This window comes from Psychrobacter sp. JCM 18902 (assembly GCF_904846615.1).
Taxonomy (GTDB): Bacteria; Pseudomonadota; Gammaproteobacteria; order Pseudomonadales; family Moraxellaceae; genus Psychrobacter.
The window spans coordinates 502,666-524,463 of sequence record NZ_CAJHBK010000001.1; the positions used below are offsets into that span (position 1 = coordinate 502,666).

At 44.4% G+C, this 21,798-nt stretch carries 14 protein-coding genes and 1 pseudogene; 4 read left to right on the top strand and 11 right to left on the bottom strand.

Features of this window, described 5'->3' with window-relative positions; translation table 11 throughout:
• Positions 1-16: 16 nt before the first annotated feature.
• Positions 17-1,891 carry a SurA N-terminal domain-containing protein gene (locus JMY05_RS02075; RefSeq protein WP_045445079.1) on the top strand — a complete coding sequence of 625 codons (1,875 nt, stop codon included), beginning with the start codon at positions 17-19 and terminating at the stop codon, positions 1,889-1,891.
• A gap of 202 nt (positions 1,892-2,093) precedes the next feature.
• Here JMY05_RS02075 and purH read toward each other — a convergent pair whose 3' ends face one another.
• The 6 genes from purH to mrcB all read right to left on the bottom strand — a co-directional run bounded on the left by purH (position 2,094) and on the right by mrcB (position 10,324).
• Complete coding sequence (gene purH / locus JMY05_RS02080) at positions 2,094-3,674, bottom strand: bifunctional phosphoribosylaminoimidazolecarboxamide formyltransferase/IMP cyclohydrolase (protein WP_045445082.1); 1,581 nt, start codon at positions 3,672-3,674, stop codon at positions 2,094-2,096.
• A 153-nt stretch (positions 3,675-3,827) separates the two neighbouring features.
• Positions 3,828-4,187 carry a DNA-binding transcriptional regulator Fis gene (fis, locus tag JMY05_RS02085; RefSeq protein ID WP_201614049.1) on the bottom strand — a complete coding sequence of 120 codons (360 nt, stop codon included), beginning with the start codon at positions 4,185-4,187 and terminating at the stop codon, positions 3,828-3,830.
• Positions 4,188-4,463: 276 nt separating this feature from the next.
• Positions 4,464-5,756, bottom strand: a complete 1,293-nt coding sequence (locus JMY05_RS02090) for a DUF3426 domain-containing protein (protein ID WP_045445085.1) — start codon at positions 5,754-5,756, stop codon at positions 4,464-4,466.
• A gap of 196 nt (positions 5,757-5,952) precedes the next feature.
• Positions 5,953-6,879, bottom strand: coding sequence for a 50S ribosomal protein L11 methyltransferase (gene prmA, locus JMY05_RS02095; RefSeq protein ID WP_201501574.1), 927 nt, complete (start codon positions 6,877-6,879; stop codon positions 5,953-5,955).
• A 122-nt stretch (positions 6,880-7,001) separates the two neighbouring features.
• Positions 7,002-7,811, bottom strand: coding sequence for a tetratricopeptide repeat protein (locus JMY05_RS02100; RefSeq protein ID WP_201614050.1), 810 nt, complete (start codon positions 7,809-7,811; stop codon positions 7,002-7,004).
• 35 nt (positions 7,812-7,846) lie between these two features.
• Complete coding sequence (gene mrcB / locus JMY05_RS02105; protein ID WP_201614051.1) at positions 7,847-10,324, bottom strand: penicillin-binding protein 1B; 2,478 nt, start codon at positions 10,322-10,324, stop codon at positions 7,847-7,849.
• Positions 10,325-10,804: 480 nt separating this feature from the next.
• Between mrcB and JMY05_RS02110 the strand changes: the two genes are divergently transcribed.
• On the top strand, positions 10,805-13,585 hold the full coding sequence (locus tag JMY05_RS02110; RefSeq protein WP_201614052.1) for a heavy metal translocating P-type ATPase: 2,781 nt from the start codon (positions 10,805-10,807) through the stop codon (positions 13,583-13,585).
• 202 nt (positions 13,586-13,787) lie between these two features.
• On the opposite strand, the gene JMY05_RS02115 is transcribed toward JMY05_RS02110, so the two are convergent.
• The gene (locus tag JMY05_RS02115; protein WP_045445091.1) at positions 13,788-14,510 is read right to left on the bottom strand and encodes a Bax inhibitor-1/YccA family membrane protein; all 723 of its coding nucleotides are present in this window, start codon (positions 14,508-14,510) and stop codon (positions 13,788-13,790) included.
• Positions 14,511-14,867: 357 nt separating this feature from the next.
• On the opposite strand from JMY05_RS02115, the gene JMY05_RS02120 reads away from it, so the two are divergent.
• Both JMY05_RS02120 and JMY05_RS02125 read left to right on the top strand, forming a co-directional pair.
• Positions 14,868-15,872 carry an NAD(+) kinase gene (locus JMY05_RS02120; RefSeq protein ID WP_227675922.1) on the top strand — a complete coding sequence of 335 codons (1,005 nt, stop codon included), beginning with the start codon at positions 14,868-14,870 and terminating at the stop codon, positions 15,870-15,872.
• A gap of 67 nt (positions 15,873-15,939) precedes the next feature.
• Entirely contained in the window at positions 15,940-16,251 is a 312-nt protein-coding gene (locus tag JMY05_RS02125; protein ID WP_045451872.1) for a YeaC family protein, read from the top strand.
• A gap of 86 nt (positions 16,252-16,337) precedes the next feature.
• Here the strand turns inward: JMY05_RS02125 and JMY05_RS02130 are convergent, their stop codons facing one another.
• The 4 genes and pseudogenes from JMY05_RS02130 to alaS form a co-directional block, all read right to left on the bottom strand.
• The gene (locus tag JMY05_RS02130; protein ID WP_045445094.1) at positions 16,338-16,712 is read right to left on the bottom strand and encodes a HopJ type III effector protein; all 375 of its coding nucleotides are present in this window, start codon (positions 16,710-16,712) and stop codon (positions 16,338-16,340) included.
• A 123-nt stretch (positions 16,713-16,835) separates the two neighbouring features.
• Positions 16,836-17,003, bottom strand: a pseudogene (gene csrA, locus JMY05_RS02135) (carbon storage regulator CsrA); the annotation flags it as partial.
• A gap of 369 nt (positions 17,004-17,372) precedes the next feature.
• A complete protein-coding gene (locus JMY05_RS02140; protein WP_201614053.1) occupies positions 17,373-18,659 on the bottom strand; it encodes an aspartate kinase in 1,287 nt (428 codons plus the stop codon).
• A gap of 325 nt (positions 18,660-18,984) precedes the next feature.
• Entirely contained in the window at positions 18,985-21,657 is a 2,673-nt protein-coding gene (gene alaS / locus JMY05_RS02145; protein ID WP_201614054.1) for an alanine--tRNA ligase, read from the bottom strand.
• Between the last annotated feature and the right edge of the window lie 141 nt (positions 21,658-21,798).

Below are 21,798 nucleotides of genomic sequence, written 5' to 3' on the forward strand. Positions count from 1 at the left end.
TAAAGCAGAGATAACTATGGATAAATTGCGCGATTTCTTAAAAAGCTGGCCAGGTCGCATTTTATTGATTTTATGCCTATCGCCGCTCGCTCTATTGGGTGTCGAAAGCTATTTTGGAGGCGGGGTCGATCCCAACCAAGTCGCTCAGGTGGGTGAAGCAAGCGTAGGGTTGTCCGAGTATCAGACTGCCGTAAATAACCGTCGTACTGAAATACTAGAACAAGTTGATGATGCCAGTCTATTAAATGAAGATGTGTTGCACGAGCAGGTGCTCAAAGGTCTCATTGATCGTACGCTATTGGAGCAGCAAGCGGGCAAGCTTGGTATGACAGTCTCTGATGACACGATTAATCGTTTATTGCGTGAAGAAGAAATTTTTAAGGACGCAGAAGGCAATTTTTCTAACGACCAATTCTCAAACTTCTTGCGCCAGCGCGGCATGACCAAAGATCAGCTATTTGCTGAGTTTCGTAACCAGTTAAGCCTCGACCAACTCAATGCCAGTATTGTTGGCACGGCAGTATATCCAATGCAAGCGGTCAGTCAATTGATTGACTTACAACTTGAGTCGCGCAATATCTGGCTGCATCGATTTAATTGGCAAGACTATGCAGATCAGGTCAAGTTAAGCAAAGGCGATATACAAGCCTATTATGATGCCAATAAAGACACGCTAAAAAGTGCGGCGATGGTAGATTTGGCATATTTGCAATTAAGTCCTAAAACCATTCAAGTGAATGAAGTTACGGAAGAAGATTTGCAGCAGCAATATGAAGCTTATAAGCAAGGGCTAGCGGTCGTCGATGAACGTAAAATCAGTCAAATCCTATTAACGGGTAAAGATGCGAAGACCAGAGCGGCCAAAATCAAAGCTCGCTTGGATAAAGGTGAGTCTTTTGCCGCATTGGCTAAAACTGAATCAGATGATCCATCAGGAGCAACAGGTGGCGATATTGGTACCTTTAATCCCTCTGTATTTGGTAATGATGCTGCAGCGGTTGAGCAAGCTTTAGAGGGCTTAAGTGTGGGTGATGTAACAGCACCTATTAAGACTAGCTTTGGCTACCAGATATTTACCGTAACCGAAGATAACGGTAGTAAAATCCCAAGCCTAGAAAGCATGCGTGCAGAGCTGACAGCAAAAGCCAAAGAATATAAGCGTCAAGAAATCTATGCAGATAAAGTGACAGCGATTAATGACTTGGCAGCAGATGGCTTTAGCATCGAAGACATCGCTCAGCAAGAGAACGTAACGTTAAAACGTATCAAGGATTATCGTAAAGAAAACAACAAATCGGAGCTATCACAACCAGCAGTGATTAAGCAGGCTTTTGATGAGTTTACCATTCAAGATCAGGCAGTAACCGCAGGTATCGAAGTCGGTAATGGGACGGTATGGGTGCAGCCAAGCAACTATCGTCCTACGAAAACGCTTAGCTTAGCTGCTGCTACACCAAAAATCACTCAGATATTACGTCAAGAAAAGGCCACGGCATTGGCTCTAAAAGAGGCGAAGAAACTAGCCGCTGGTATTAAAACGCCTGCTGATATCAATAAACAGCCAGTACGTTTTCAATCATTAGGTGAAGTGAATCGCCAAACCACTCTATTGACAGAGAAAGAACGCGGATTGGCCTTTAGTCAGCAAGCAGCTAATAATGGCGTCGTTGCTATTGCCAGTGAGACTGAGATGGGCGCGACTTTGTTGGTCGGTGATCGTATTAAAACAGAGGAGCAGTCGCCATTATCTGATGTGCAAAGAGCACAAACGGCTGCAATCATTCGTGATAACTTGGGGCAAGATCAGCTACAAGATTACTTGGATTATCTACGCTTGGTATATAAAGTTGAAGTTAATGACGCCAATATAGCAAACGCGCAAGGGCGTTAGAAATAAAGCTATTAAGGAAAACTTGAGATACTTACTTAGTCATTCTTTCTAAATAATCTTCTCAAGTTTGAAGCATAAAAAAGCCACTGTCTACAGTGGCTTTTTTAATGAGTATTACTTTTATCATAAAGATTTAGCATTAATAGCGATACGAAATTCAATACTGCTATCAATGCTAATATTCAAAGTGATACGGAACAATTTAATGGCGGAAATGACGCATACCAGTGAATACCATCGCGATGCCATGCTCATTTGCCGCAGCGATGGTTTCATCATCACGCATAGACCCACCTGGCTGGATAATAGCAGCAATACCGACTTGGGCAGCGTTATCGATGCCATCACGGAACGGGAAGAAGGCATCTGACGCCATAACAGCACCTTCAGTAGCCAATCCAGCGTGCTCAGCTTTGATAGCAGCGATACGCGCTGAGTTGACACGGCTCATCTGACCAGCACCAACACCGATAGTACGCTGACCTTTGGCATAAACAATAGCATTAGATTTGACGTATTTTGCTACATTCCAGCTGAATAATAGATCGGCGATTTGCGCTTCTGTTGGTTGTACATCAGTGACAATCTTTAAGTCATTGGCTGTAATCAAACCAAGATCTTGCTCTTGTACTAGCAGGCCACCGTTGACGCGCTTGTAGTCAAGCTGACTATCGCGTTGATCTGGCGCTGGCAGTTCGCCGCACACCAATACACGGACATTTTTCTTAGCAGCTGTCGCTTCAAGCACACCATCTTCGATGCTTGGTGCAATAATAACCTCTACAAACTGATTGTCGATAATGGCTTTAGCCGCTGCCAACGTCAATGGGCGGTTAAAAGCAATAATGCCGCCAAAAGAAGACTCAGGGTCAGTACTAAAGGCAGTGTTATAAGCGGTTACTTGATCGTTATCCACAGCGACACCGCAAGGATTGGCATGCTTAACGATAACGCAAGCAGGGGCGCTAAAGGCTTTCACACACTCAAGAGCAGCATCAGTATCGGCGATATTGTTATAAGACAGCGCCTTGCCTTGCAGTTGCTTAGCAGTCGCTATAGAGGCTTGGTGGCTTTTTAGCGGATGGTTTTCCGTATAAAAAGCGGCGTTTTGATGTGGGTTTTCGCCGTATCGTAGATCCTGTGCTTTTTCGAGCTGCACATTAAAGGTACGTGAAAAATTCTCAGGTTGCTGGTTTTCATTGACACGGCTACCTAAGAAATTGGCAATCATTCCGTCGTACTGTGCAGTATGCTCAAAAGCCTTAACCGCTAAGTCATAGCGCAAAGCAGGTGTCAGCTCGGTGCCATCACCTAAAGCGGCAAGTATGCGCTCATAATCTGCTGGATCAGTCACGATACCCACATGAGCGTGGTTTTTCGCCGCAGAACGCACCATCGTGGGACCACCGATGTCGATGTTTTCGATAGCGTCGTTCATGGTGACATCCGCACGAGCAATGGTTTCAGCAAACGGATATAAATTCACGACAACCAAATCAATACGCTCAATCGCGTGCTCACTCATTACGGCATCGTCTGTACCACGGCGTCCTAGGATGCCACCATGAATTTTAGGATGTAGTGTTTTAACTCGACCATCCATCATTTCAGGGAAACCCGTGTAATCGGATACTTCGGTCACAGCGACATTGTTTTCTGTGAGTAAACGATAAGTACCGCCAGTAGATAGTAAGCCAAAGCCTGACTTAATAAGGCCTTGCGCAAATTCAACGATATTGGATTTATCAGAGACTGACAATAGAGCAAGTGGGGTTGTACTCATAAGAAAATTTCCATAAAAAAAGCCTGACGTAAACGTCTGGCAAGGTGACAATGACAATTTTTGCAGACAATATCATGGTGGATAGCGTCAATAACGTTAAATTGCCATACATAATGATTGGTAATAAAGACAGAGAAATGCATATAGCAGATGCTACATTAAGTCATAAGTTTTGAGTTTTTTGCGTAAAGTGCCACGATTCAGACCTAAGATTTGTGCACACTTGGTTTGATTGCCTCGAGTTTTTTCAAGGACAACCGATAATAGTGGCTCTTCAATTTGTTTTAAAATAAGCTCATACAAGTCGGTCGGCATCTCATCACCTAGCATCGCAAAGTACTGTCGTACCACACGCTCCACATGTACGCGCAGTGGTTCATGACGCTGGCTCGCATCGCTGTCTAATGAGGAGTCAACATGACGAGTTGAATGATGGTTAGCTTTACTATAATCGGCAGGATGCTCAGAGCTTGTGGCAAAATGATTGGCATTATGCTGTGCATGAGGTGCCATAAGATAATGTCCTTGGGATTGGAAAGAGTCAAACCATAAGATATCAGGGTATTATATCAAATTAATATCGTTTAGCGCTGACAGATTAACCTTATATTGGCAGCAGTATGACTAAGGTATGAGCTTACTATTATAACATTGCCACAAAATATAACTGGCTGTGTCGCACTTGCATCACTATTGAGCTTGCTACCTGCCTACGTTTTTCTGAGGGCTGAAGTTTTAAAAAACGAGGTTGTTTGTAGATAAACAGCTATTTTGTTGGTAATTATCCATTCAATACAAAGGACTTATAGTCACTTCTCGAATTTGTCTATTAGCAACAGGGATGGTAAATAATATGTTTCGACTACTGTCAGCCGCTAATTGGCTTTGCTTGCTTAAGAGATAATCAGCCGGCGTGGCGATGAATTCTCCAATCATATCATTTGCGCCGTATACGCTGACTTTAACATTCGGATATAGCTGTGCTTTGGCACTTTGATTGTTTAATGTGGCACTGACATCGCTCGACTTTCCATCCATCTTAATCTTACTCGATTTATGATTAAGGTTGGTAATCGTGAATGCTGTTAGATCGGCACTAGGTAAACTACAGGCAGCGACTGCACATACTGATTGTAAGCGCTCTGCATGCACTGGGTTTTTCATCAAAGTTTCTAGGTTAAAAATGACGTATTGAGCAAAAAGCAGCAGTGCTAATACTAAGCATCCTAGTGTCCATAGTAAGGATGCGATAGAACGTCTCTGCGGCGTAGGTGTAAACTTTGCTTGTGCTTTTCTCACACGCTCTTCGGCGGTTGGCGCTTCATCTTTCAGTGGTACACCCATATCGAGCAATAGTTGTGATAAATCGGTATCGTCTTGTCGAACCTCTTCGCTTTTATTTTGTTCTTTTAGGAGTTTTTCGAGCCAAGAATTGTCCGCAGTATCATCCACATTGGCATGAATATCATTAGCGGCTGCTGAACTGAGCGCCATTTGTGCTGATGAGGAATTTTCTATTGTAGCATCAGATGATACTTTCGCTGATGACGCGTTGTTTTTATCTGTTTTTTTAGAGAGGTTACTTGGTGGTTGGTTGTCTGCTGTAGAAGTATAACTGCTATTATTCATATTACTTGCTTGAGTCAGCCAAGCATCCATACTATCTAGAGAATCATACTCTAAAACGCTTTCTTCTGGTTCATCGCTATCCATATCATCATAGATTAAGCCGTCATGAATCAAATCATCCTCAATTAAAATATCAGATGAAATATTTTTTGAATGTGGAGGAGTGAGTCGTGACTTAGCAGCGCCTGCTGCATGTTGATTTTTATTATGATTGTCAGCGGTTTGTGCAGAATGTCTATTTGAATCGGCTAGCGTATTGGTGTCAGTCGTTGTATTTTCTTGAATCGCGGAAGTACTGACAGCATCGGCAGTGAGGATAAGATGTTTATTGACCAAAAAACTCTGTTGGCATTGATCACAGCTAACCGTGGCGTTTACTTTATTCAACTGTGTTTGCTGTATTTTAAAGCAAGCTTGGCAATGAGGGCACTGAGTTTTTATGGGCGTGGTCATAGGGTCGAATCCAAAAAATTATGGTTATCAATACCGCTTAGCCACTCGCTAATAGTTGCCTATAGTGCTAATACTGCCGTTTGTATCAGCTTTAAATATTAGCTTTAAATGTCCATAAATCATGAATAAGGACAGAGTGGCGTCAAATGCATGACATTTGACTGCCCTCTATCGTAACAGATGTAATTAAATGTTGCTAGCCTGTAAATGTACCAGATAAACGCTGCCAATGTTGGTCTTCTTGCGCTGTAAAAGCATGCTTTGCATCAAGCGCAAAATAAGGTTGATAAGCCGCCGTTACCTGTTCGGTTTGTGACTCTATTAGACCAGCCAATACAATGCGACCTTTTGGTGCGATTAAAGTGGCGAAGTAAGGCGCTAAGCCAATAAGCGGCTTGGCTAGAATGTTTGCAACGATTACGTCTACAGGTAATACATCGTTTTGTGCGCAGTAGTCAGTGAAGTCTTCTGGCAAAAACGCTTGCAGACGATCCCCAACGTGATTGCGTGCGGCATTTTGATTGGTTGCTAGCACTGCTTGTGGGTCGATATCGACGGCATACACGTGGCGCGCACCTAATAACAAAGCAGCAATGCCTAAAATACCTGAACCGCAACCATAATCAATCACCACTTTGTCTTTTAGATCTTGTTCTGTTAACCAGTCAAGACATAAGCGGGTAGTGGCATGATAGCCTGTACCAAAGGCTAGGCCAGGGTCCATAATAATGTTAGTCGCCTCAGGATTGGGCGGCGTCAGCCAGTTGGGTACAATCCATAAATTATTGGCACATTCGATAGGATGGTAATTGCTCATCCATTCGCGCTCCCAATCTTTATCATCGACAGCCGTGAGCCAGATACGGGTGGCTTGCACTTGTGCTGCGATTTCATGACTGAGCTGCTCGACTGCCTGACGACTGCCAGCATCGGTGGTCGCATCAAATAGCCCTGTCAAGATAACTTCATCCCATAGCGGTGATTCGCCAGGTAATGGCTCAAATAAAGGCTGGTCACCTGCGTCGTCTAAGGCGATGGATAATGCACCTGCTTCTAGGAGCAGTGCCTCAGCCAAATCGACGTTTGCTTTTTCACATTGTAAATGCAGTTGTTGCCATGCCATAACGATAACCTTAATTAAAAATGAATGTCTATTTTGGATAAATGATGCGGGTACAGAATATAAAAAGTGAATAGATACCAAGTTTATCACTTGGTATCTATTCACTTCGGTATGTCTTGATATTAGCGTAAGGCTTGCTTCGCTTCACTGATGACGCGAGCGTTGCCTTGGGCTTGTCCTGATTGCAAAATAATTTGCCACAGCGCGCGACGACGACTGGTATCTTGAGAAACACTCAGACCACGGCGTGCCATGGCTTCTGCCTTGCGCGGCTGGTTCTTTTTTAATGCTACTTGCGCCAAATAGAAATATACCGCAGAAGATTTAGGTGCTAGGCGCTGTGCACGGGTAAAGCTGTTTTCAGCATTGGTCAGTTTGCCAGCTTTTAGTTGACTGATACCTGCTTGCATCAAATTGCGAAATGCTGGCAAGTTGCTATTGTTGGTAGTAGCTTGCTGTGTCCGTTGCTGCGAGTTTTTTCTTGCCTGTTCTAGCAATTCGTTGTGTGACGGTGCTGACGGCTCAGAGATGATGTAGTCATCACGCGAAGGGATGATAATAACTGGATCAGGTTGGGTCAATACAGGATTAGATGGTGTAAATACAGGCGTCTCTTGAGTCAATGGATTGGTTGATTCGGCTGGTTCATAGGAATTATAAGGCTCAATGGGGTAGTCATCCTCGTCCTCTGTTCTGACAATGGGCGCTTGCGTCACAGTCGCTATGGGGGCTTTAGCTGTCTGCGATGATGGCAGCGTTTGAGTCGGTACGGTTTTCATCGCGGTAGATGCAGTCGGCGCAGTCTGGCAAGCGCTTAAACTCAACATGCCAGCTAGAGCACTGACTGCCAGCATCGTATTGGCTGGCTTGACTTTGATAGACCGCGTTATGACGGCTGACCTAGCTGATACAGTTTGCTTAAGAGATAACATTAAGTTGAGACCTTTTTTAAGTTTCACAAATAACTTTAGAACCATTCAACGGCACGATCATACCAAGTATCGGCACGACTTTCTGCATCATTACCATTTGACCCATCATTGTTTTCTTGGTTGTCACTATCAACAGCTTCGCCATTTGGAATCTCTAAACCTTCACTACGGCGCTGCTGGTTCTGTTCACGAGCACGATCTTGTTGATATAAGCCGACAGCGCAACTGCTGGCTTCTTCTGGTAAATATGCCGACAAGACAGGCAGATAGCGTGCATCTGCACAGCGCTCATTAGACAGCTTGCCTGAGTTGTTCTCTAACCACAACCATTCAATACCTTCAGGCTCTGGTAGTGCCACAGGCGTCAGTTTCAAGCGATTCATATAGTCAACCCAAACTGGCAATGCGCCAGTACCGCCGCTTAAACCAATTGGCTTGTTATCATCACGGCCAACCCAAACCACACTGACATAGTTGCCACTGTAGCCTGCAAACCAAGCATCGCGGTAATCATTTGTGGTTCCTGTTTTGCCAGCAAGATTTAGATTGCTACCAAGTGATTGCACGCGTTTGGCAGTACCGTTTTTGACCACATCTTGTAAAGCATAGTTAATTAAGAAATTGGTCTCAGGCGGAATACTACGCTGAGTGTTGAGTCCAGTACGTTGTAAAATACGACCACGGTCATCAATGACGGTGCGAATACTATGGATAGGCGTACGGAAGCCGCCAGTTGCAAAGACTTGATAGACACCAAGCATGTCCATTGGGCTAAGATTAACAGAACCTAACAATGCTGACGGGTAGGGTGGTATTTTTTCTTTAATACCCATGCGCTGTAACTGCTTGGCAAAGGTATCGACCCCAAACTCCATACCTAAGCGTACCGCTGCTTGGTTATAAGACTTTGATAAAGCGGTGGTAAATGGCACATAACCATGATCACGATTGTCATAGTTCTTGGGGTTCCATTTAGTACCATCGCTTAGATTCACGGTAATCGGTGAGTCATCGACTGAGCTTGCAAGATTATAGCGCCCACTTTCAAGCGCTGTCATATAAATAATAGGCTTCAATAAAGAACCCACTTGGCGCTTGGCATCGACCGCACGGTTAAAGCCGGTAAATTCACTGCCACTACCCACCACAGAGACCAGCTCACCAGTCTCAGGATTGGCACTCACTAAGGCACCTTGCAAGTCTTTAGTTTTGCTGCTGTTACGACGCAGCTCACCCAATTTTCTATCAACTGCTTTGTCTGCGGCTAATTGTGCAATAGGGTCTAAAGTACTGATAATGATAAGACCTTCATTCTTGAGATCATCAGAATAGTACACGGTGTTCAGCTCGCGCTTGACGATATCCAAAAAGTCAGGAAATTGACTTTTGCCTTCGACAGGTTTGTCCACGACACCAAGTGGCTGCTTTAGCGCTTTTTCATAGTCTTCTTGACTGAGTGAGCCAACGGCCAGCATATTGCCCAGCACGACGTCACGGCGCGCTTTTGAGTCGTTTGGATGGCGACGTGGGTTGTAGATACTCGGGCCTTTTGCCATACCGACTAACAGGGCTTGCTGATCCAAGCGCAGCTCATTCAGTGGTTTATCAAAGTAAAACTGTGATGCCAAGCCAAAACCATTAATAGAGCGGTTGCCGTTTTGACCCAAATAAATCTCATTGAGGTACGTTTGTAGAATTTCATCTTTGCTATAATGTAGCTCGAGCAATACTGCCATTAACGCTTCGTTAGCTTTGCGCTTCAGCGTACGGTCTGAATTGAGATAGAAGTTTTTAATCAGCTGCTGAGTGATGGTCGAGCCGCCTTGTCTAGAGCCACCAGAGAAGTTGTTCAGTACGGCACGTGCAATGCCTCGTATAGAGACGCCTTTGTGCTCATAAAACGCACGGTCTTCCGTGGCTATTAACGCATCAATGAGTGGTTGTGGCACTTCATCTAACGAGACGACTAAACGATCTTCATTACTGTCAGGATAAATACCACCGATACTCACCGGCTCTAAGCGAATGATGCCGCTTTTGGCAGGCAAAGTGCTTTGTACGGACTCAATCTTATTACCAGCAATGGTCATTTTTATGACTTGCTCTTTATCCACATCGTTGGCGCTATAAGTAAAACCGCGAGTATGAATAAAGTAGGTATTACCTGATCTATGATAGGTTCCCGTGCGATCATAAGCTTTGTTGCTTTGATAGTTCAGCAACTCCAGCCATGTCTTCATCGTATCTTTATCGACACTCGCGCCTTGATACAATTCAAGCGGCTGCGAATACACTTTAGCAGGGATATCCCAGCGCTTACCCTCAAACTTATGAGTAATGGTGCGATCAAGTTTGATTAAATATAGCGCCAAGAGCACCATGCCAGCAATAATGACAATTAAGATAAGACTACTAAATACCAACCCACGCTGCTGTGAAGGGAGCGTGTGGTTAACAGATTTAGAGGACTGTGTTAACTTGGTATTTGGTAACTTGGAATTGGATGTTTGCACTGATGTCGCACCATTTTGGTATAAAAAACTGCCTCATAATGACGCAAATTGACAAATTTTTCAATCTATCATCGTCAACGCAGGCATTCATTGATTTTAAGCTATGCGTGGTTATGCTCTTCACAGCACTTGCTTATAGTATAATCTCTGTTAAAACACGGTCATTGCTAACAAAGCATTAAAAGCTTTAGATTGGCAGTATTATTGTCATATAAGTGTCATATAAGTGTCATATTAGCTTCATGTCACCATGTCACATAGCCATGCACGATAGCAGTTTAGAGACGCGCCAACGATGTATTTTTTATGAATTAACCGCTACTGTTATTGTTTTATTTTTTGTGAGCCGTGCTGAAAGTTATTTAAAATAGCTGTTTTAGATAAGTCTTCTGCATAGGCGTTGAGTCTCGTTAGTGATAGTAAGTTTACTTAAAGCGAATAAGGTTCGAGCAAACCTGTCTAAAGGAAGTAAGCGCGATTATGTCCAATGTTTCATCATCAATGGCATCGACCACCAGCCAGCATTATGAAGATAACTCTATCATCGAAGGTTTAGTACTGCCACTCGCAGGTCACTGTTTCCACTGCGGTGATCCTGTACCGCAGCCGCCGTTCCATGCCAAGATATTGGGTAAGCCGCGTGAGATGTGCTGTATGGGCTGTCAGTTAGCCTCTCAAAGCATCGTAGAGGCAGGGCTTGAGCAGTATTACTTGGACCGCTCAGAGATTAATCGTACGGCAAGTCTACCGACGCAGTTGACTCGCCTTGAGGCGTATGACCATGACGAGATCAAATCACAATTCGTCTATGCTCAAGACGGACTGTCGGTTGCAGAGCTGTCCGTCAATAACCTACGCTGCGCGGCATGTACTTGGCTAATTGAGTCGCGTCTCGATGAGTTAGAGGGTATCAGTAAATGTCAGGTGAATTTGACCAATCAGCGTATGCGTGTGATTTGGAACGAGGATAAGCTGCCGATCAGCCGTATTCTTGCCACCATTAATGAAATAGGCTACGAAGCCAAGCCTTATCGTCAAGATACGCATGAGGCGATGCTGGCGCGTCATAACAACCAAATGCTCATAAGATTGGGCATTGCCGCGTTGGGCTCGATGCAAGCGATGATGTATGCCGTTGCCATCTATTTTGGTGAATACAGCGATATGCTAATATTTCAGCGTGATTTTTTGCGCTGGGTATCTTTATTTGTCAGTACGCCCGTTTTTTTCTATGCGGGTGTCCCGTTCTTTACCTCAGCGTGGTCGGCAATTCGTGCCCGTCAAGTTAATATGGATGTGCCCGTCAGTATCGCGCTGATTGTGACTTTTTTCGCGAGCCTATATGCGACCATCACTGGGCAAGGGGAAACCTATTACGATTCGGTCAGCATGTTTATTTTCTTTTTACTGGCAGGGCGTTATATTGAACATAATGCCCGCCTAAAAGCCGCCACCATGGCCAATGATTTGGTCGTAGTGGAGCCAGTACTGGTACAAAAAATTGCGGAAGATAAAGAAGCCGCCGCGCTTATATTACAGCAGTTAAAGAAAAATGAGCTCGAGAAAACAGCTACAAATGAAGACGTGAGTAATCAAGTCAGTAATTTGGATACAAATGAGGCGAGCACATCAGCCAATCCAACGCCTAATTTTATGCAAAGCATGGATGTTAATGTTCATCAACTCACATCAAAAATTGCACAAGACTGGCAACGCACGCGTACTCAAAAATCAGCCATATCAACAACAGCAGATGAGGCAAAAGAAAAACAAATGGTCACCGCCCATAGTTTGCAAGTGGGTGATATCATTTTAGTTGAAGCTGGCTCTGAAATCATTAGCGATGGTATTTTGCTGAGTCAGACTGCTACCGTGTCGCAAAGTTTATTGACAGGTGAGGGCGACTTGATTATCAAGAGCCAAGGTGACTATATCGTTGGCGGTGCACAAAACGATAGCCAACCGTTTGAGATGCTGGTCACAGCATTGCCAGCAGACAGCCAAATTGGCTTGATTGATCGGCTGATGAACCGTGCCATGAGTGAAAAGCCCAAACTGGCACAGCAAGCCGATAAGCTGGCACGTTGGTTTGTGGCGCGTATTTTAGTATTGTCTGTCTTGGTATTCATTGGCTGGTATATCGTTGACCCAAGTCAAGCGATTTGGGCTACGGTCGCGGTATTGGTCGCGACTTGCCCTTGTGCACTGTCTTTAGCGACACCGATTGCGCTTACTGTAGCGACAAATCGACTGGCAAGCTATGGCTTTTTGACGACGCGTGGACATACGCTACAAACGCTCGCTGAAATCACTCATGTCGCTTTTGATAAAACAGGTACTCTCACTTATGGTAAGCCGAATTTATTAAATATTGAGCTGCTTAAAGATAATGATATTGCAACGGCTACAGATGAGCAAAAAGATACGCTATTAGCAATCGCCGCCGCCTTAGAAGTGGGCAGTCGCCATCCTATCGCACACGCGTTGCTTACTGCTGCCTATCAGTTGCACTTGCCATCGACGCAGGCCTTACAGCATTATCCAGCAGGCGGTGTCGAGGCAATGATTGATGGCGTATTATATCGAATTGGTCATGTGGATTTTGCGTTAAACGATGCTGATAATGATCTGGTCATTGATTTAGTATCACAGCGCGCCAGCTCAGCGGTGGTTTTATCTTGTCAAAAAAATGATTCGGTCACTTGGCAAGCGCTGGCATGCTTCTATTTCAATGACAAGGTGCGTGATAGTGCCAAAGCCATGCTCGATATGCTTAAAGAGTTGGGTATTGAAACAGTTATGTTGACTGGTGACCCAAGCCCGCAAGCGCTGGTATTGGCTGAAAGCTTAGGGATGTATTCTGCTTACAACGGTCTGTCGCCAACAGACAAGGTCACTCACATTCAAAAACTACAGGCGAAAGGTGGCGTAGTGTTGATGGTGGGAGACGGTATCAATGATGCGCCAGTGCTAGCAGCAGCAGATGTCTCGACTTCTATTGCGGGGGCGGCAGATTTGGCACAAGTATCGAGTGACAGTATTATCTTAAATGGTCAAATCGACGCTATCACTGCGGCTAAGCGTATCTCTGATAAAACGGAACGTATTATCAAGCAAAACTTCCGCTGGGCACTGATTTATAATGGCAGTGTGCTAATACCAGCGGCGTTAGGCTATGTGCCACCTTGGCTGGCTGCTATTGGTATGTCACTAAGTTCGTTGTTTGTGGTCTTAAATGCGCTGCGCTTAAAACGCGCTTGATACCCATTCAAAAAACGGTTAGCTGCGTCAAACTCACTTAGCCTACTAATGTAGTAATGAAACTCATCTTCCTTGCTACTCAAATTTTTCCAGATAGTATGTCTATCATAAGTATTTAACTTTACCCATAAAAAAACCGCCTTTAACTATATGAATAGCCAAGGCGGTTTTTTATTTAAATGAAGATTAGCTGGTTTTTAGATTAGTCTTGCAAGTAGCTAAGCAAACGCATAAATTCAATGTACATCCACACGAGCGTGGCAAGTATACCAATACTGAATAACCATTCGTAGTCTTCAGAGACACCCATCGCCACACCGCGATCGATATTATCAAAGTCTAGTAAAAGCGTAAAAGAGGCGATAATAATAACAAACAGGCTAAAGCCGATAGCGATAGCACCACCTTCAAATAAGAAGGGTAAGCTTGAACCAAACGCTAAAGAAAGTACCCATTGCGCCACATAAACCAGCATAATCGCAATCAATGCTGAAGTCACAATTGAGCGGAACTTTTCAGTCACTTTGACCAGACCTGAGCGATATAGCCCTAGCATAACGGCTGCCGTCACAAAAGTGGCACACATAGCGGTCACTGGTACACTCGGATACATCCGCATAAAGAACAGCGAGATGCCGCCTAAAAATATACCTTCTAACAGTGCATAAGGCACCGCAAAGGTTTTGGCTTTGTGTGGTTTAAAAGTGATAAAAAGCGCGAGACCAAAAGCGGCAAACATACTACCGAAGGCAGCCATCGTAATAAAGCCTTGCGACAAGCCTGCCATAAGGGCATAAAAGAAAAAGCCCACACCAGTGATCGCAGATAATCCAAGTAATAGACTGGTCTTTTGAATCACGCCCTTGACCGTCATTGGCTTACCGCCGATCGCAAGTTCTGCGCGACTGACAATAGGATTGGCCATAAAGTTGTCCTTAATAAAATGTAAATAATAATGATGCTAGCTACTTTAGCAAAACCGCCATTATTGTCAACTGTGTTTACGTGACAGCCATCAAGGCTTCACGACCTTATAGAGCTACTAATTGTCAACTGTGTTTACGTGACAGCCATCAAGGCTTCACGACCTTATAGAGCTACTATTAGTTGATGTATTTTGGCGTATTACCTAGCTAAACAAACACGTTTAAGAGTAACGTGCGATAGCCTTTATATGGGGTTGATTACGACAGTTAACAACGATAATTCATAAACATGCTAGTCTAAACGCTCGTTTATCGCTATCATTGGCGAGTACTTTACCGTTATGCCGAGTCGTTTTATGGAAAACTCAGCGCAATCCGCAAGATTGCCGCACTTACATGAATCAGAGCTGTTCCACGCTATCAAAAACCCTGCTTTTAGGCGTATTGGGCTTATGGGCCGCGCTGGTAAACGCAGTGTCACTCAAAGTTTGGTGCAAATTGCCCAGACTATCAATGAGATGAATCTCACATTAATTATGGATGTGCAGACGGCGAACTTGCCCACTTTGAACCTTACTGAGATCGAAAAAGTCAAAATCGTTAAGCGTAGTTTGATTGGTGAGATTTGTGATTTGGTCATTGTTGTTGGCGGTGATGGCTCGATATTGCACGCGGCTGAAGCGTTGGCACGCTACCGTGTACCCGTGCTCGGCGTCAACCGTGGTCGGCTTGGTTTTTTAGCGGATGTAAAACCTGATGAAGCGGCGTTTAAATTGCGCCAAGTCCTGATGGGTGATTATCAGTTGGATCATCGTTTTCTATTGACGATGGAGATACGAGAAGGGCGCACTATCATTCATGAAGATATGGCGCTCAATGATATCGTATTACATGCGGGAAAATCGGTTCATATGATTGATTTTCAAATGAAAATCGATGGTCAAGATGTCTACCGTCAGCATAGTGATGGTTTGATTGCAGCAACGCCTACCGGTTCAACGGCCTATGCACTCTCTGGTGGCGGTCCCATCATCCATCCGAGTATGGATGCTATCTGCTTGGTGCCCATGCATCCCCATACGCTGTCTAGCAGACCGATTGTGGTGAGCGGTAATAGCGAAGTGTGCATTCGCATTCACGAAGACAATCGCACTCAGCCGATGGTCAGTGCCGACGGTAAGCCAAGCGTGCCACTTGAGCAGGAGCAACGGCTCTATATTCGTAAGCATCCAGATAAGCTTACTTTATTGCACCCGCCGGGCTTTGATTTTTATGAAGCTTGTCGCACCAAATTGCACTGGAACGTCCATGCTGAGGAATTCAGTCTTGACGTGGATGATGATATTATGGACGACGAATAAGTGTCTCTTTTATATAAAAACGTTATAGAAAATATGTTATAAAAAATAGTGGTGGAGAGTAGATAGGATGGACAAGCAAACGATATTAGCAAGTTTAACGCCAGAAGTGGTGGATAAATTCCGCATGGCGATTGAGTTGGGTAAGTGGCCTGATGGTCGCAAGCTGACCGCTGAGCAGCGCGAGACCTGTATGCAAGCGGTGATGGTGTGGGAGCACGAGCATCTACCACCTGCTGAGCGCACAGGCTATATTCATAAGCCAGTCAAAGACGATGGTTCTATCGTCGGGGCAGAATGTGATGTTGAGCATGAGCATCATTATCCAAACATGCCTAATCCGAAAGGCGCAGTCCAACCGGTTAAGTTTCGTGATAAATAGGCTGATGGCTAAGTTCTCTGATAAAAAATGAAGCACATAAAAAAGGCCACGCTGATTAGCGTGGCCTTTTCTTATTTAATAACTTTTTAAAGCGCCGTCGTATCAACACTAGGACGAACCGTTAATGGGTTTTTTTGCATCAAAAACCCTTGCCAGCCCCAATGTAAAAAATTGCGGATATTGGCATGGTCAGTACCGTTAGGAGTTGCTTGAACTTTGGCATAATGCTCGCCAAACAGTTTTAGCGTGTCCAATTGATTTAGACCATGGTGCTTGGCAAAGCCAAAAATTTTCGCACTACCTTCATTTTCACCAGCTGCATTGTGTACCATACCGTTCACAAACGGGGCAGGTGCGTAGCGATAAAAATCATCAATAAAACTGATGACATCATTGAATCCAATGGCTTTTTTATCCAAACCATTAAGTAGAGCCGATACATCTGATTGGCGGATACTCATAAATAAATGACCTCAGAGCAGATTAAAAAAGTGAAAGTATTTAACTTAGCGATTGAAATAGTCTTCGTCATCAAATGAAGGCGCAAAATTGCCTTGCTCAAGATGTTGCATTTGCGACTGTACAGAACGCTCATGCTGAATACGTTGGTAAATCTCTTCGCGGTGTACGGCAATATCTTTCGGTGCATTGACACCGATACGTACTTGATTGCCTTTGACACCTAGGACAGTCACACTGACCTCATCACCAATCATTAGCGTTTCGCCCACGCGGCGTGTCAAAATTAACATGCGTCACACTCCTTATGTCGCATCAACAAATTATTACTCATCAGATTACTTCTCAATTGCAGGACATTACCGCAGCCCTAGAAAGACAATGTATCAATGAAAACCACAATGCTTACTGTTGTGCCAATAGCGGTAATGATAGGTAGATTCATTTAGCCCAAATGAAAGCCCCATTATAGGGGGCATAACAGAGACTGTCACGGGTTTTCACAAAACTATTGGGTAAATAGTTACCCTAGCAATAATAAAAAATAAAAATAGGATCTAAAAAGACCCTATTTAATTTAATACATTGTTGAAAGTAATTGATACTCACTTAATGCATAACTGTTAATGCTAAATCGATTATTTTAAGCGTTTTAAAATAAGTTATAGCCCAGCGATTTTACTTTCGCCATCTTCACGATCCAGACCAAATGCGGTATGTAGTGATTTAACGGCTTTTTCTAAATACTGTTCTTGGATAAGGACAGACACTTTGATTTCGCTGGTTGATATCATTTGAATATTGATATTGTTTTCAGCAAGGGTTTGGAACATGAGACTCGCAACACCAGCATGAGAGCGCATACCGACGCCGACTAAAGAGACTTTGACGACTTCATCATTAGCCAATATCTCTTTAGCACCGATCTCATCTTTGACTTCGTTTTCCAGTACTTTCATGGTTTTGTCCATGTCAGTACGGTTGACAGTGAAAGTAAAGTCGGTGGTGCCGTTGGTTGATAGATTTTGTACAATCATATCAATTTCAATATTGGCACGACCAATCGGGCTGAGAATAGCAGAGGCAATACCAGGATGATCAGGTACACCGCGCACGACTATTTTTGCTTCGTCTCGATTAAAAGCGATACCTGAGATGATTGCCTGTTCCATATTGTCTCCTTCGTCTATCGTAATTAGGGTGCCGACATTGTCTTGAAATTCTTGGTCGAAGCTACCATCGTTGTTTTCATCAAAGCTAGATAATACGCGTAGTGGTACACCATATTTACCCGCGAATTCTACCGAACGAATCTGTAAAATCTTAGAGCCAAGACTTGCCATCTCCAGCATTTCTTCAAAGGTAATTTTTTCAAGTTTTTTGGCTTTTGAGGTCACACGAGGGTCAGTGGTATAAACGCCATCAACATCGGTATAAATCTGACATTCATCAGCACCCAAGGCAGCAGCAATAGCGACACCTGTGGTATCAGAGCCGCCGCGCCCTAATGTGGTCGCATTGCCTTCGTCGTCAATACCTTGAAAGCCTGCGACGATGACGACATTGCCTGCATCGAGTTGCGCGCGGATATTTTTGTCATCGATGCTTTCGATACGGGCTTTATTGTGGGCATTATCGGTCTTAATCGCGACTTGACGACCAGTAAATGAACGAGCGCCTATACCAAGCTCTTTAATCGCCATAGCAAGCAATGAAATCGATACTTGCTCACCGGTTGAGACCATTTGGTCGTATTCACGGGGATCAGGCTGAGTGCTAATTTGGCGTGCTAGATCAATCAAACGGTTGGTTTCGCCGCTCATGGCAGAGACGACAACAACTATTTGATGACCGTTGTCATGCCAGCGTTTGACTCGTTTGGCGACGTTTTTGATGCGGTCGATACTGCCCATCGAGGTGCCGCCGTATTTCTGTACTATTAACGCCATAAAAATCTACCTATTATTCATTAATGGCCTTTTATTATCATCAATGAGAGCCAATATACGGATGTGACGCTCAATCAATGCTTGTATAGATAAAGCCGTATTATAAGAATTGCGCCCATGCTTTTCGTTTATGTATTCAGTAGTGCTGACTAGGTAATGCACGCACAATGCATATAAACGTTGACCTTTATATCATATCTACGTCACAACGTTAAGTGCCCGTAGCGCTTAGATACATGGCGATTGGTTATAACCGTTATAACCAATCGCGTATCTTATGCGTAGTAGACCAGAGTGATACGCTGTATTCATGTCTTTTTCAGGACTAGCTAAGCTGAGTTTCAATCCAAGCAGGTAGGGCATTGATAACCGCGGTACTGTTGGCAGACTTTGGCGCGCCGCCTTGTGCGTAATCTGGCTTACCACCCCCTTTACCGCCCAGCTCACCTGCCAAATGACGAATGATATCACCAGCTTTTACTTTCGCAGTCACAGACTTTGCCACGCTTGCGGCTAGGGCTAACTGTTCGTCTTTATCACCAATCAATACAATCACGCTATCAGGGAGTTTAGATTTAATATCGTCCATCAGGGTGCGGATAGATTTGCCGTCGATACCGCTTAAGGTACTGATAAGCACGGGCGTGCCTGCGATGGTCTGTACTTCATCGAGTAAATTGGCTGCTTGGGCGCTGGCGATTTTTTGCTCTAAACGCTCTAGTTGTTTCTCAAGTTCGCGCTGCTTATCCGCCATGGTACGCACGCGCTGTGCCACTTCAGGACGTTTTACTTTTAGCTGACTGGCAAGCTCGCTCAGCTGCTGCTCACTTTGCTGAATGTTTTTAATTGCATTCATGCCAGTGACAGCTTCAATACGGCGGATGCCAGCAGCAATACCTGATTCGCTGGTGATTTTTAACACACCAATATCACCAGTACGTTTAACGTGCAAACCACCGCACAACTCAATAGAGAAGGGCTTGCGCTGACCATCGATGATACTGTCAGTGCCCATGGTTAAGACGCGAACGTCACTGCCATATTTTTCGCCAAACAATGCCATCGCACCTTGTTTCATCGCTTCGTCGATAGACATATTCTCGATACGAGCAGGGGTGTTGGCTTGAATTTGCTCATTGACTAAGCGTTCGATACGCGTAATTTCAGCAGTGCTGACAGGCTGGTCATACGAGAAATCAAAACGTAATACTTCGCTTGATACTAGCGAGCCTTTTTGCGTGACCGCGTCGCCCAATACTTCTCTTAATGCCGCATGCAATAGATGCGTGGCAGAGTGATTTTTGGCACTGGCTGCGCGAATACTCGACAAGACTTGCGCATCAGCGGTCTGTTTGGTATTAATGTCACCCATGGTCACGACACCATAATGGATGATGGCTTGACCAGATTTTTTGGTATCTTGCACTTCAAAAACGCCAGTCGCAGTGCGAATTTCGCCAAGCTCACCAACTTGACCACCACCTTCAGCATAAAACGGTGTACGGTCAAGAACTATAACGCCTTCCATGCCCTCAGCTAAGCTATCGGCTGGATTGCCATCTTGATACAGCGCATCAATCGTGACGCCTTCTTCTGCAAGCTGCTCATAACCGATAAAGGTGGTTGGGTTTTCTACTTGAATGACACTACTATAATCGACGTCAAATTTGCCAGCATCACGAGCACGCTCACGTTGCGCTTGCATATGCTCATCAAATTCAGCTTCATCAATCACAATACCGCGCTCACGAGTGATATCCGCAGTCAAATCGACCGGGAAACCATAAGTATCGTACAGTTTAAATGCGGCTTCCCCAGATAACGTGTCGCCATCTTTTAGACCTTCCAGCTCGCTGGCAAGTAGACGTAAGCCTTGTGCCAAAGTTTTGGCAAACTGTGCTTCTTCTTTTTGAATGGCATTTTCAATCACGCTTTGCTTATCTTTTAGCTCAGGATACGCCGTACCCATTTCAGCAACCAAGGGTGCGACCATTTTATAAAAGAACTCACTGTCAGCACCAAGTTTATTGCCATGACGTACCGCACGACGAATGATACGGCGCAGTACGTAACCACGACCTTCGTTGCTTGGAGTAACGCCATCAGCAATCAAAAATGAAACGGCGCGAATATGGTCAGCGATGACTTTTAATGACGATTGTTGCTGGTTTTCAATCTCTAAAATCTCAGCCGCCGCATCCATCAAATGTACAAACAAATCTATCTCGTAGTTGCCATGAACGCCTTGCATGATGGCGCTGATACGCTCAAGTCCCATGCCAGTATCTACGCTTGGTGCTGGTAGCGGTAGCATAGTGCCATCTTTTTGACGATTAAACTGCATAAAAACGCAGTTCCAAATTTCGATATAACGGTCGCCATCTTCTTCTGGTGTGCCCGGTAGACCGCCTTCGATATCAGCACCATGGTCATAAAAGACTTCGGTACAAGGACCACAAGGACCGGTATCGCCCATCGTCCAAAAGTTGTCTGAGGCGTAAGGCGCGCCTTTATTATCGCCAATACGGATAATGCGCTCGCTAGGAATACCGATGTCTTTATGCCAAATGTCAAAGGCTTCGTCGTCAGTCTCATAAATGGTCACATACAAGCGATTTTTATCGATTGCTAGCCATTCATCTGAGGTCAAAAACTCCCAAATATAGCCAATACCGGCTTGCTTAAAATAATCGCCAAACGAGAAGTTGCCTAGCATTTCAAAGAACGTATGATGGCGCGCCGTATAACCGACATTATCCAAATCATTATGCTTGCCGCCAGCACGTACGCACTTTTGCGACGTCACCGCACGGGTATAATCACGTGGCTCCATACCCAAAAACGTTTCTTTAAATTGATTCATACCAGCATTGGTAAATAGCAATGTCGGGTCATTGTGTGGAATCAAACTCGATGAGGCGACGGGGGTGTGCTGCTTGCTTATGAAAAAATCGATAAAAGCTTGACGAATATCGGCTGAGCGAAATGGCTGGCTCACAGCGGCTCCTTACTGGCGAATAGAATTGAGTAAAATAATTTTGCAAACGATTTTAGCACAAACGCCCAAGCTCTTGGTACAAGAGTTACAACGGCTAGGTTATTCTGCGCATGTAGATGCTCGATGGATTTGTAGCGCATC

Coding starts and splice junctions, on each gene's coding strand:
- JMY05_RS02075 (WP_045445079.1), top strand. CDS start 17: ATGGATAAATTGCGCGATTTCTTAAAAAGCTGGCCAGGTCGCATTTTA.
- purH (WP_045445082.1), bottom strand. CDS start 3,674: ATGAGTACAACCCCACTTGCTCTATTGTCAGTCTCTGATAAATCCAAT.
- fis (WP_201614049.1), bottom strand. CDS start 4,187: ATGGCACCTCATGCACAGCATAATGCCAATCATTTTGCCACAAGCTCT.
- JMY05_RS02090 (WP_045445085.1), bottom strand. CDS start 5,756: ATGACCACGCCCATAAAAACTCAGTGCCCTCATTGCCAAGCTTGCTTT.
- prmA (WP_201501574.1), bottom strand. CDS start 6,879: ATGGCATGGCAACAACTGCATTTACAATGTGAAAAAGCAAACGTCGAT.
- JMY05_RS02100 (WP_201614050.1), bottom strand. CDS start 7,811: ATGTTATCTCTTAAGCAAACTGTATCAGCTAGGTCAGCCGTCATAACG.
- JMY05_RS02110 (WP_201614052.1), top strand. CDS start 10,805: ATGTCCAATGTTTCATCATCAATGGCATCGACCACCAGCCAGCATTAT.
- JMY05_RS02115 (WP_045445091.1), bottom strand. CDS start 14,510: ATGGCCAATCCTATTGTCAGTCGCGCAGAACTTGCGATCGGCGGTAAG.
- JMY05_RS02120 (WP_227675922.1), top strand. CDS start 14,868: ATGGAAAACTCAGCGCAATCCGCAAGATTGCCGCACTTACATGAATCA.
- JMY05_RS02125 (WP_045451872.1), top strand. CDS start 15,940: ATGGACAAGCAAACGATATTAGCAAGTTTAACGCCAGAAGTGGTGGAT.
- JMY05_RS02130 (WP_045445094.1), bottom strand. CDS start 16,712: ATGAGTATCCGCCAATCAGATGTATCGGCTCTACTTAATGGTTTGGAT.
- JMY05_RS02140 (WP_201614053.1), bottom strand. CDS start 18,659: ATGGCGTTAATAGTACAGAAATACGGCGGCACCTCGATGGGCAGTATC.